Origin of the sequence: Veillonella parvula (genome assembly GCF_040094895.1) — a bacterium.
Classification (GTDB): domain Bacteria; phylum Bacillota; class Negativicutes; order Veillonellales; family Veillonellaceae; genus Veillonella; species Veillonella parvula_L.
Genome location: NZ_JBBNGV010000001.1, coordinates 675905 through 688115, shown reverse-complemented (window position 1 = coordinate 688115; position 12211 = coordinate 675905). Strand labels below are relative to the sequence as shown.

The window sequence follows — 12211 nt, the reverse complement described above, 5'->3', positions numbered from 1 at the left end:
TCAAATCTTTTTATCGTGAAGTATATTATATTTATGGTAAGAAGCTAGAATTATATCTTTAATTCTCATACTACAGAAATACTGAACATAGTTAGTATAGATTTTTATTTTTCTTAAAATGATACCATAGGGGGTACTGGCATTTTATTGGATGAATGTTAATGTTTTTCTAAGTAGGAGGTATGTGTATGAAAAAACTATTGAACTGGATCATTCCGGCAGCCTTTGGTTTAGGTCTGTGGTTTGTTCCAACTCCAGAGGGATTAACTCCTCAGTCATGGCATTTATTTGCAATCTTTGTAGCTACTATCGTAGGCTTCATTACTCAGCCCTTACCGATTGGTGGTGTATCTATCGTTGTTATTACTGTTGCTGCATTGACAGGTACATTAAAGATTAGTGAAGGTATTTCAGGTTTTGCTAACTCTGCGATCTGGCTAATTGTAGGTGCTTTTTTATTCTCTCGTGGCTTTATTAAAACTGGTTTGGGTAAACGTATCGCTTATAATTTGATTTCTGCTTTTGGTAGTAGTTCCTTGCGTTTGGCCTATGCATTGGCTTTGTCTGATTTGATTTTAGCTCCCGCAACACCATCTAACACAGCTCGTGTAGGCGGTGTAATCATGCCAATTACAACTAGTTTAGCAAAAGCTTTTGGTTCTGAACCACAAGATGGACCTCGTAAAATCGGTTCTTTCTTGATGCAATCTATTTATCAAGTAAATACGATTACATCTGCTATGTTCCAAACATCCATGGCTGGTAATACATTGGTTGCTGCATTGGCACTTCAATCCTTTGGTATTGGTATTACTTGGGGTGACTGGGCTATGGCAGCTATCGTTCCTGGTATCATTGCATTGATTATTATGCCGTACTTTATTTACAAAGTGTATCCACCGGAAATTAAAGATGCTCATGAAGCTCAACAAATGGTTCGCGAAGAGTTAAAAGGTCTTGGAAAGATGTCTTTCCAAGAATGGATAATGCTTGGCGTATTTATTTTAGCATTAGTTTTATGGGCTACGTCTCAATTCACAAAACTCGATGCTACAACTGTTGCATTCTTAGGTATTTCTATTTTACTTGCTACAGGCGTTCTAATTTGGGACGATGTTAAGAGTGAAAAAGGTGCTTGGGATACCTTGGTTTGGATGGGGACATTGATGGGCTTTGCCGGGTTCCTTTCTAAATTGGGCTTTATCAAATGGGCTACAGTTCAAGTTGGTGGTTATATTCCAGAAGGCTCTTGGGTAATTGCCTTTGTTGTAGCTGTTCTTGTTAATACATATGCTCACTATGTATTTGCATCTTTAACAGCGCATATTTCTGCAATGTTCGTAGCGTTCTCTGCAATCGCTATTTCTGCAGGTGCACCACCAATGTTGACATTGTTGATGATCGCATTCACATCTAACTTGTGTATGTCTTTGACTCACTATGCTGCAGGTCCATCTCCAGTAATCTATAATACTGGGTATGTTCCTCAAAATACATGGTGGAAACTTGGTTTCTTCACATCTGTAATCAACTTAATTATCTTCATGGGGCTTGGCTCTGTATGGATAAAGTTGATTGGTATGTGGTAAAATCCAGTACTGACAATTTTATAGGATTGTAATGCATGCACTTTAATTTTTTTTAGACTTAGTGTACTATGCATTTACATCGTATATAAAAAGCCGTCCCGATAGGGGCGGCTTTTTGTGATAAAATATGAGTAGTTAATAGATAATTAATGTAAATATTGTAAAATAATATACATAAAAAATTATTCAAGCTAATTGTACAAATTTTATATGATTTGTGCATAGGAGGGACCTATGAAGTTTGATAATGAACAATTATTAAAGTATATTGGCGCTTGTACATCTCCGTATCACACAGTAGATACGAGTTTACAAATGCTTTTGGACTTAGGATTTACAGAGCTCAGTTTAGAAGATGAGTGGCAGTTAGACTCTGGTTCTTATGTAGTTAACGTGTTCGGCACCACCTTATTTGCATTTCATATAGGAAAGAAACCAGAACATACATTACGTATTGCGTCGGCTCATACAGATTTTCCTGCTATTCGTGTTAAACCAAACCCTATAACCTCTGTGAAAGGATACACAAAGTTAAATGTAGAAATGTATGGCGGTCTTATAGAAAATACATGGCTTGATCGTCCATTAGGTGCAGCAGGTACGGTTGTGTTAAAAGGGAAAAATGCCTTTGACGTAGATTCTGTTCTAGTCGATACAAAACGGCCTATCGCAATTGTTCCAAATCTAGCCATTCATATGAATCGTTCTGTTAATGATGGGGTTAAACTAAATCGTCAAAAAGAAATGCTTCCTATATTGATGATGGAACGTAATAATGAAGATAATCCTACAAAACTTTTAAATAATAGAAATAATCCAAGTTTATTGCCAGAATCAGATACTCAATACGATGAGTGGACAAAGTTTTTAGCTGATGAAGTAGATTGCGATCCTTCCGAAATATTATCTTATGAAATGACGTTATATCCTACGGAACAAGGCTGTGTACTCGGTACGGAATGTGATTTTATTAGCTCACCTCGTTTAGATAATTTAACATCTTGCTTTGGTGTATTATCTGGTATTATTCAAGCTCGAAAAACGAATGTCAATGGTGTTCGTTGTGCTATACTCTTTGATAACGAAGAGGTGGGCAGTCGTACAAAACAAGGTGGGGCGGGTATGATATTACCAAATCTCATTAAACGCGTGTATGACGCATTAGGATATTCTAATCAAGAGATGGACAGTTTTATTTCTAAAGGTTTTATGATTTCCTCCGATGTAGCTCACGGATTACATCCAAACTATCCAGAGAAAAATGATATTACGAATATTCCTGTACTTAATAAAGGGTTATCCCTCAAGATTGCATGTAGCCAATCTTACGCCGGAGATGCTAAGGCCATTGCTATCGTTAAAGGCCTTTGTGAAGAAGCGGATGCACAGTATCAGATTTATGTAAATCGTTCGGATATTCCAGGTGGATCTACTGTAGGTTCAATTTCATCAGCTATGTTACCAATGCGTACTATTGATGTAGGCTTGCCTCTTTTAGCAATGCATTCAGCTAGAGAACTGATGGGGGCAGCTGATCAAGAGCAATTAAATCGATTAATGAATCACTTTTTAGGTGGTAAATAATATAAAAATAGAATTTATTCGATGTGTATTATTGAAAGATATATGATTTTTTGTAATGAACAGTAAAAAATATATTTTATACTTTCATAATTGGTATAATCCTTTAAATATAATGAAAATATTGTATAATAAGTATATATTATTATGAATATAAAAACTCATCATAAATTTTGATGAGGTCTTCCGTAATATTAATTTATCTATAAGTATAGGAAATATTCATATATTAATAAAAATGAAAGCTGATAGTTCACATTTGTGGAAGCTAGTAGGAGGCAATACATGAGAAAAATTAAATCCGTATTGGTTGCCAACCGTGGAGAAATTGCGATCCGCGTGTTCCGTGCATGTAATGAAATGGGGATTAAAACTGTAGCCATTTACTCTAAAGAGGATACATTATCCTTGCACCGTAACCAAGCCGATGAAGCCTATCTCGTAGGGGACGGTAAAAAACCAGTTGACGCATATCTTGATATTGAAGATATTATCCGTATTGCAAAAGAACATGACATCGATGCTATCCATCCAGGTTATGGTTTCTTATCTGAAAATGAAGGCTTTGCTCGTCGTTGTGAAGAAGAAGGTATTATCTTTATCGGGCCTAAAATCAAGCATTTGAATATGTTTGGTGATAAAGTAAATGCTCGTGAGCAAGCTAAATTAGCAAAAATTCCAATGATTCCAGGTTCTGATGGGGCTTTAAAAGATTATGCTCAACTAGAAGAATTTGCTGATACACATGGGTTTCCATTGATGATCAAAGCTGTTAATGGCGGCGGCGGTCGTGGTATGCGTGAAGTTCATCATAAAGAAGACCTTAGAGATGCATATGATCGTGCTAAGTCTGAAGCAAAAGCTGCGTTTGGTGATGATGATGTATATGTAGAAAAACTTATTGTAGAGCCTAAACATATTGAAGTTCAAATCTTAGGTGATGAACATGGCAATGTAGTTCATTTGCATGAACGTGATTGCTCTGTTCAACGTCGTCACCAAAAAGTAGTTGAAATGGCGCCAGCTTTTGCGTTGTCCTTAGAAACTCGTAAAGCTGTATGTGATGCTGCCGTTAAAATAATGAAAAATGTTGGCTATGTGAATGCAGGTACTGTAGAATTTTTGGTAACTGCTGACGGTAGCTTCTACTTCATTGAAGTTAATCCACGTATTCAAGTAGAGCATACTGTAACAGAAATGATTACAGATATTGATATTGTTCATGCTCAAATTAGAATCGCTGAAGGCTTTAGCTTACATAGTCCTGAAATAGGTATTCCTGAACAAGATAAAGTCCCTTGTAAAGGTACTGCCATCCAATGTCGTATAACCACAGAAGATCCTAAAAATAACTTCATGCCTGATACCGGTAAAATCTTGGCATACCGTAGCTCCGGTGGTTTTGGTATCCGTCTTGACTCCGGTAATGCATTTACTGGTGCTGTTGTAACACCTTACTATGACTCTTTGCTTGTGAAAGCGACCGCATTTGGTCCTAATAACGAAGAAACTATTCGTAAAATGCTTCGTTGCTTAAAAGAGTTCCGTATTCGTGGTGTAAAAACAAATATTCACTTCTTGATTAATGTATTGGAACATCCTGAATTCCAAAGTGGTTCTTACAATGTAAACTTCATTGAAGAACATCCTGAATTATTCGAATTGAAACCAGATCGTGACCGTGGTACCAAATTGTTACGTTACATTGCTGATGTTACAATTAATGGCTATTCTGGTGCAGGGGCTCAAGAGGTTCCTGACTTTGAACCGATTCAAATGCCATCTACTTTGGATATAAGTCCAGCATCTGGTACAAAACAAAAATTTGATGAACTTGGACCAGATAAATTCAGTAAATGGTTATCTGAACAAAAACAAGTATTCTTTACTGATACCACATGGCGTGATGCTCACCAATCTTTGTTTGCTACACGTCTTCGTACAATTGATATGGCTCGCGTAGCTGGTCATGCTGCAAAAGGTGTACCTAACTTATTCTCTTTAGAATGTTGGGGTGGTGCTACTTTTGACGTATCATATCGATTCCTACATGAAGATCCGTGGGAACGTTTGCGTATGTTCCGTCGTGAAGTACCGAATACATTGCTTCAAATGCTTCTTCGCGGTGCTAATGCTGTAGGTTACACATCGTATCCAGACAACGTAGTTCGTCAATTCATTCAACGGGCTGCTGCTAATGGTATTGATGTATTCCGCGTATTTGATAGCTTGAATAGCCTTGATAATATGCATGTTGCTATCGATGAAGTGCGTGCACAAAATAAAATAGCTGAAGTTGCATTGTGCTACACTGGCGATATCCTTGATGGTGCTCGTACAAAATACAACTTGGACTATTATGTAAATATGGCAAAAGAGCTTGAAAAAGCTGGTGCCAATATTATTGCCATTAAAGATATGGCCGGCCTTTTAAAACCACAAGCTTCTTATAACTTGGTATCTGCCTTGAAAGATGCTGTCTCTGTGCCAATTCACTTGCATACTCATGAAGGCTCTGGTAACGCTATTTATACATATGGCCGCGCTGTAGATGCTGGTGTTGACGTAATCGACTTAGCATACTCCGCATTTGCTAATGGTACTTCTCAACCTAGCATGAATTCCATGTACTATGCATTGTCTGGTCATGAACGTCAACCAGAAATGAACATCGACTACATGGAAGAAATGTCTCATTATTTTGGTAGTATCAGACCATATTACAAAGGTGTAGATAAAGCAGAAGCATATCCTAATACTGAAGTATATCAACATGAAATGCCAGGTGGACAATACTCTAACTTGCAACAACAAGCTAAAATGGTAGGGCTTGGTGATCGTTGGACAGATATCAAGAAAATGTACCACCAAGTAAACATGATGTTTGGTGATATCATTAAAGTTACACCATCCTCTAAAGTGGTAGGGGATATGACATTGTACATGGTACAAAACAACTTAACTGAAAAAGATATCTACGAAAAAGGCGATGTATTGGATTTCCCTCAATCCGTAGTTGAATTCTTTGAAGGACGTCTTGGTACTCCATATCAAGGCTTCCCTGAAAAATTACAAAAAATCATCTTGAAAGGTGCTCGCCCAATCACAGTTCGTCCTGGTGCAGTATTACCTCCAACAGATTTTGAACATATTCGTCATGAATTAAGCGAAATGGGAGCCCAAACAACTGATGAAGATATTAGTGCATATTGTTTGTATCCTAAGGTTTACCAAGATTACAATAAATTTGTAAAAGACTTTGGCGATGTATCTGTATTAGATACTCCAACATTCTTCTTCGGTATGAAACGGGGCGAAGAAATTCAAGTAACCATTGAAAAAGGTAAAACACTGATTATCAAGATGAATGGTTTCTCTGAACCTGATGAAGATGGTAATCGCATCGTATTGTTTGAGTTTAATGGTCAACCTCGTAGCATTAAGGTTCATGATAAACATGCTAAGACAACTGGTGTTGTTCGTCGCAAAGCGGATGAATCTAACCCTGGTGAAATTGGTGCTACATTGTCTGGTTCCGTTGTTAAGATCCTCATTAAGAATGGTCAATCTGTAACTAAAGGTGAACCATTGATCGTTACAGAAGCGATGAAAATGGAAACAACAATTACAGCTCCTATCGATGGTATCGTAGAAGAAATCCTTGTACGTGAAGGTAGCCGTATCGAATCTGGTGACTGCTTGCTTCGCATTGAAGATGCTTTGAAACGATAAGCTAACAATCATTTAATATTATTTCTCAAATATTTCATAAAATGAAAAATTGAAGAATAATGGAAGAATCCCTAGGAAATCCTAGGGATTCTTTGTATTTTCAAGGGTTTCATGGTACTATATAATATAGAGAAAATGGGCGTATTATGCGTTATTTTAGAATGATTAGTAGAAAAGGAGTAGTAACAGATGAGATGTCCTTATTGCCAACACACAGACACGAAGGTAACAGACTCTAGAACGACTGATGAAGGTAATAGTATTCGCCGTCGCCGTGAATGTATCAATTGTGGCCGTCGCTTTACTACCTATGAAATTATAGAAGAAGTACCACTTATGGTATTGAAGAAAAATGGACGACGTGAATTATTTGACCGCGGTAAACTACTGAATGGGTTATTGCGCTCATGTGATAAACGTACAGTTCCTATGTCCGTGATGGAGCAAGTAGTTAATGATGTAGAGCGTGACATTCGAAATGAAATTAACCAAGAGGTTACAACTGATCGCATTGGTGAGCTCGTGTTACAACAACTTAAAGACATAGATCAAGTTGCATATGTTCGTTTTGCCAGTGTATATCGTAAGTTTGATAATATTGATAGCTTTATGGATGAGTTAAAGGCTCTGAAGAAGTTAGACGCTAAAAAGCCGAAACGCAAACCTGTCGTAGAAGAATAATTGATTTTGCATTACTGATTGGTTATACATAGTTTTGAAATTAGCGATGTGTGAGGCTTTATGATAGATTTACATTGCGATACGATGATGCAACTGCTAGATCATCCTGATAGTGGTGATTTATATCGTAATACTTGGAAAATAGATATAGAAAAATTACAAAAGGCTCATAGCAAGATACAAGACTTTGCGCTCTTTATTAATATGGATGAGACGAATGACCCTTATGGTCGCTATGAAGAGATGCGTAATTTGTGTGTATCACAAATTCATCACTATGGAGAGCACATACAACATGTGCTCTCTTATCAAGATGTAGAGTCTGTATACAAGTCTGGTAAGATTGGGGCAATCATGTCTATTGAGGAAGGTGGCGTACTAGGTGGCGATTTAAATAAACTTAAACAAGCTTACCAAGATGGAGTCAGACTTATAACGCTAACATGGAACTATCCAAATGGACTTGGCGAGCCACATTGTGGTGAGCAACATAAAAAATTAACATCTAAAGGTGTTGAATTTGTTGAGGCTATGCAAGATTTAGGGATAATCGTTGACTGTTCACATCTCAATGACGCTGGTACAGAGCAATTAGGAGATATTTTAGATGTTCCTTTTATAGCATCTCATTCAAATGCACGGGAATTACGGTCTCATACGCGAAATTTGCCGGATAATCTTATTAGACTTATCGCTAATAAGGGAGGTATTATAGGACTTAATTTTGCACAGAATTTTCTCGGCACATCGCTAATTAGTCGCATTGAAGATATTGTTAAACATGGTCTATATCTCATCGACAAGGGCGGTGAAGATGTAGTGGCATTAGGAACTGATTTCGATGGGATTCCACCCGACACAGAGATTGCAGATATGTCTCAAATGAGTCGTCTTTATGATGCTTTTAAAGAGGCAGGTTTATCTGTGGAACAATGTGAAAAGTTATTCTGGAAAAATGCAGATAGACTATTAAAGGAGATTTTATAATGACTGATTTAAATCCAATCATTGCTGATCGTTTTACAGAGCATCTTGAAGTGTTTGGTAAAACGATGGAACATATGGATACCATTCAAGAAATCGGATATCGCTGTAAAGCGGCTTTAGAAAATGGTAATAAAATTTTGTTCTGTGGTAATGGTGGCTCTGCGGCGGACTCTCAACATTTAGCAGCTGAATTGATTTGTCGCTTTAAAAAGGAACGGCGCTCTCTTGCAGGCATTGCATTAACTACTGATACATCTGCATTAACAGCTATTGCGAATGACTATGATTTTGAATCTGTTTTTGCACGTCAAGTAGAGGGCTTAGGCCGTACAGGTGATGTTCTCATCGGTATTTCTACATCTGGTAACTCCAAGAATGTTGTAAAAGCTGCAGAAATGGCCCGTTCTATCGGTATGCATACCATTGCTTTCACTGGGGAAGGCGGTGGCAAATTGGCCGAACTATGTGATATTACGCTGGCTATTCCTAGTAATGTGACAGCACGCATTCAAGAAATGCATATCTTAGCTGGCCACATTATGTGCGAAATTATTGAAGAAGATTATTAACCGATAGGTTTTTACTCATAGATACACATTGTTTCAATTAAAAATTTATTTAAATTAGGAACATATGTAATTTTGATAAGGAATAGGTGGATTATGATAAATACTACCATTAGTCAGTTTTTAACAAAGCAACTGCCAAACTTGAAGATTGCCGTTGTAGGCGATGTAATGGTAGACCGTTATGTTTTTGGTGATGTAAGTCGTATTTCTCCAGAAGCACCGGTTCCTGTAAACCGCGTGTCCAAGATGAAAGAGGTCCTTGGTGGAGCTGGTAATGTTGCATCTAATCTGTCTAATTTAGACTGTAAAGTATATCTTGGTGCACTAGCAGGTAATGACGACCATGGCCATTTATTAAAAAATTTACTTGATACTGATAAAATCGATACGACTGGTTTAATAACTAGTGATGACCGCTCTACTATTACTAAGATGCGCATCTTAGGTGATCGTCAACAGATGATGCGTCTTGATTTTGAAACGATTACAGATCTAACGTACCAAGAAGAGAAACAGCTATCTAGTTGGCTCGAAAATCTATGTAAAGTTGGTATCGATGGTATTGTTGTATCCGACTATGGTAAAGGCGTTTGTACACCTACCTTGTTGAAGACAATCTTTAGTTTGGCTAAGAAATATGGTGTGCAAACTATCGTAGATCCTAAGGGTGCAGACTGGTCTAAATATAATGGTGCTACATGTATTACACCGAATGTGAAAGAACTCGGTGAATGTGTAGGCCGTAAACTAGAAAATGATGATGCTACTATCGTAGAGGCTGCTAAGTCTGTACTCGCTACTGTAGATTTAGATTATATTGTAGCTACGCGATCTGCAAAAGGGATTACGGTTATTGCAAAGGATGGTCGTACATGGCATAATCCTGCTACTCAACAAGAGGTATTCGATGTGAGTGGTGCAGGAGATACCGTTGTATCCATGATGATGACCTGTCTTGCAAGTGGTTTATCGATGCGTTTAGCTTTGCATATTGCCAATGGTGCAGCGGGTATCGTAGTATCTAAGGTTGGTACGTATCCAATACATCGTTCCGAGCTATTAGACTTATGGCATTCCTATAAACATAGTATTCAATCTAAACCATTATATACAAAGGAAGAAATGAAAGAACTCGTTTCACAATGGCAAAGCAAAGGTGAGACAGTAGTGTTCACAAATGGTTGTTTTGACATTCTTCATCGTGGACATATCACGTATTTACAAGAGGCTGCACAACTGGGGGATCATTTAATCATTGGATTAAACTCTGATTCATCTGTTCAACGCTTAAAAGGGAAAACACGGCCCATCGTAAGTGAAGAGGATAGAGCGGCCTTGTTGAGTGCGCTGCGATGCATCGATGGGGTTGTGTTATTTGAAGAAAATACGCCGGCTGAATTACTAGCGTACTTACGTCCCAATACTCTTGTTAAGGGTGGAGATTACAAAATAGAAGATATTATCGGACGGGAGTCCGTTGACAATGTAGAGGTTCTTTCGTTTAAAGAAGGTTACTCTACATCAGATATTGTAGGGAAAATAGCCACTATGGCTAAGGAGGGCAAATTATGATTATCGTAACAGGTGGTGCTGGTTTTATTGGCAGTAATATTGTGAAAGCACTGAATGATCGTGGTCGTACAGATATTCTCATCGTTGATGATCTTACAGATGGTCGTAAGATTCGCAATATTCAAAATTTAGAATTTCTAGATTACATCGATTGTGATGATTTTGATTGTGCTATTGCTGATGGTACATTTGATGTAGGCCCGATTGAAGTTGTATTCCACGAAGGCGCTTGTGCAGATACGATGGAATATAATGGCAAATATATGATGAAGAACAACTATGAAGGTTCTAAAAATCTATTCCATTATTGCCAAGACCGCCGTATTCCATTCATCTATGCATCCTCTGCATCCACATATGGTAATGGTACAAATGGTTTCGTAGAAAAGCCCGAAGCTGAAGAAGCACTTAACCCATATGCGTATTCTAAATTGTTATTCGACCGTTATGTACGTAAATATGAAGGTGAATATACAGCTCAAGTTGTAGGCTTACGTTACTTTAACGTATACGGTCCTAACGAAGCTCATAAAGATAAAATGGCTTCTTTAGTACGTCAAATGTTCTACAAAAATAAAGAAACAGGTATCATTAACCTCTTTGAAGGTACAGATGGCTACGAAGATGGCGGTCAAACACGTGATTTTATTTATGTAAAAGATGTAGTCAATGTAAACTTCTATTTTTGGGAGCATCCTGAAATCTCTGGTACTTTCAACTGTGGTACAGGTAATGCTCATAGCTTTAACCAATTCATGCAAGCTGTAATCGACTACAATGGTCAAGGCAAAATTGAATATGTGCCATTCCCAGAGGTGTTAAAAGGCAAATACCAAAGCTTTACAGAGGCTGATACTACTAAATTGTTAGCAGCTGGCTATGATAAAGGGTTTTATAAAATGGAAGATGCCGTTAAAGAATATTGTGAACTATTAGATAATAACGAAGGGTATTTACGTTAATGCGCAAGGTATTATTTTTAGATCGCGATGGTGTTATTAACAAGGATGTTAGTTATCTATATAAAATCAGCGATTTAGAGTGGGTAGATGGTGCAAAAGAGGCCCTTGCTTATGCTCATAGTAAGGGCTATGATCTCATTGTAGTGACAAATCAGAGTGGTGTAGCTCGTGGTTATTATAAAGAGTCTGATGTTCAGATTTTACATGACTATATGGCTCATGAACTAGATCGCAGTGGAGCACCGATTTTACATTTCTATTACTGTCCACACCATAAAGAAGGTATTGTTCCTCTCTATGCAGTAGAATGTGAATGTAGAAAACCTAAACCTGGCATGATTAATCAAGCCATTAAGGATTATAATGTAAATCCTGCAGAGAGTTTCCTTATAGGCGACAGTCAGCGTGATGTTGATGCTGCTGAGGCCGCTGGCATTAAGGGGTACCTATTTAAAGGCTCTAATCTATTGGATTTCATTAAAACAATAATTTAATCATTTATTCCATTTAGTTTATTTCGGAAGAATATATTTGGGTT

The 12211-nt window shown here is 37.6% G+C and carries 9 protein-coding genes; all 9 read left to right on the top strand.

Going from position 1 to position 12211, the window contains the following annotated elements:
- The first annotated feature begins 188 nt into the window (after window positions 1-188).
- Window positions 189-1589: an anion permease gene (locus AAAT26_RS03195; protein ID WP_349208839.1), complete on the top strand. Its 1401-nt coding sequence runs from the start codon at window positions 189-191 to the stop codon at window positions 1587-1589.
- A gap of 234 nt (window positions 1590-1823) precedes the next feature.
- Entirely contained in the window at window positions 1824-3173 is a 1350-nt protein-coding gene (locus tag AAAT26_RS03190; RefSeq protein WP_349208838.1) for a M18 family aminopeptidase, read from the top strand.
- Between the two features lie 282 nt (window positions 3174-3455).
- Window positions 3456-6902, top strand: a complete 3447-nt coding sequence (locus AAAT26_RS03185) for a pyruvate carboxylase (protein ID WP_349208837.1) — start codon at window positions 3456-3458, stop codon at window positions 6900-6902.
- 189 nt (window positions 6903-7091) lie between these two features.
- Window positions 7092-7583 (top strand): transcriptional regulator NrdR, encoded by a 492-nt coding sequence (gene nrdR / locus AAAT26_RS03180; protein ID WP_349208836.1) that lies wholly within the window; start codon window positions 7092-7094, stop codon window positions 7581-7583.
- Window positions 7584-7643: 60 nt separating this feature from the next.
- Window positions 7644-8570 carry a dipeptidase gene (locus AAAT26_RS03175; RefSeq protein ID WP_349208835.1) on the top strand — a complete coding sequence of 309 codons (927 nt, stop codon included), beginning with the start codon at window positions 7644-7646 and terminating at the stop codon, window positions 8568-8570.
- Window positions 8570-9139: a D-sedoheptulose 7-phosphate isomerase gene (gene gmhA, locus AAAT26_RS03170; RefSeq protein ID WP_008600733.1), complete on the top strand. Its 570-nt coding sequence runs from the start codon at window positions 8570-8572 to the stop codon at window positions 9137-9139. Before AAAT26_RS03175 ends, gmhA begins: the two co-directional genes overlap by 1 nt.
- A 93-nt stretch (window positions 9140-9232) precedes the next feature.
- Complete coding sequence (gene rfaE1 / locus AAAT26_RS03165) at window positions 9233-10711, top strand: D-glycero-beta-D-manno-heptose-7-phosphate kinase (RefSeq protein WP_349208834.1); 1479 nt, start codon at window positions 9233-9235, stop codon at window positions 10709-10711.
- A complete protein-coding gene (gene rfaD, locus AAAT26_RS03160) occupies window positions 10708-11673 on the top strand; it encodes an ADP-glyceromanno-heptose 6-epimerase (RefSeq protein WP_004692980.1) in 966 nt (321 codons plus the stop codon). Before rfaE1 ends, rfaD begins: the two co-directional genes overlap by 4 nt.
- Window positions 11673-12167, top strand: coding sequence for a D-glycero-alpha-D-manno-heptose-1,7-bisphosphate 7-phosphatase (locus AAAT26_RS03155; protein ID WP_105086547.1), 495 nt, complete (start codon window positions 11673-11675; stop codon window positions 12165-12167). The genes rfaD and AAAT26_RS03155 overlap by 1 nt, the downstream gene beginning before the upstream one ends.
- The last annotated feature ends 44 nt before the right edge of the window (window positions 12168-12211 follow it).

What these genes read in the sequence shown, in the direction of transcription:
- AAAT26_RS03195 (WP_349208839.1), top strand. Translation starts at nt 189, where the DNA reads ATGAAAAAACTATTGAACTGGATCATTCCGGCAGCCTTTGGTTTAGGT.
- AAAT26_RS03190 (WP_349208838.1), top strand. Translation starts at nt 1,824, where the DNA reads ATGAAGTTTGATAATGAACAATTATTAAAGTATATTGGCGCTTGTACA.
- AAAT26_RS03185 (WP_349208837.1), top strand. Translation starts at nt 3,456, where the DNA reads ATGAGAAAAATTAAATCCGTATTGGTTGCCAACCGTGGAGAAATTGCG.
- nrdR (WP_349208836.1), top strand. Translation starts at nt 7,092, where the DNA reads ATGAGATGTCCTTATTGCCAACACACAGACACGAAGGTAACAGACTCT.
- AAAT26_RS03175 (WP_349208835.1), top strand. Translation starts at nt 7,644, where the DNA reads ATGATAGATTTACATTGCGATACGATGATGCAACTGCTAGATCATCCT.
- gmhA (WP_008600733.1), top strand. Translation starts at nt 8,570, where the DNA reads ATGACTGATTTAAATCCAATCATTGCTGATCGTTTTACAGAGCATCTT.
- rfaE1 (WP_349208834.1), top strand. Translation starts at nt 9,233, where the DNA reads ATGATAAATACTACCATTAGTCAGTTTTTAACAAAGCAACTGCCAAAC.
- rfaD (WP_004692980.1), top strand. Translation starts at nt 10,708, where the DNA reads ATGATTATCGTAACAGGTGGTGCTGGTTTTATTGGCAGTAATATTGTG.
- AAAT26_RS03155 (WP_105086547.1), top strand. Translation starts at nt 11,673, where the DNA reads ATGCGCAAGGTATTATTTTTAGATCGCGATGGTGTTATTAACAAGGAT.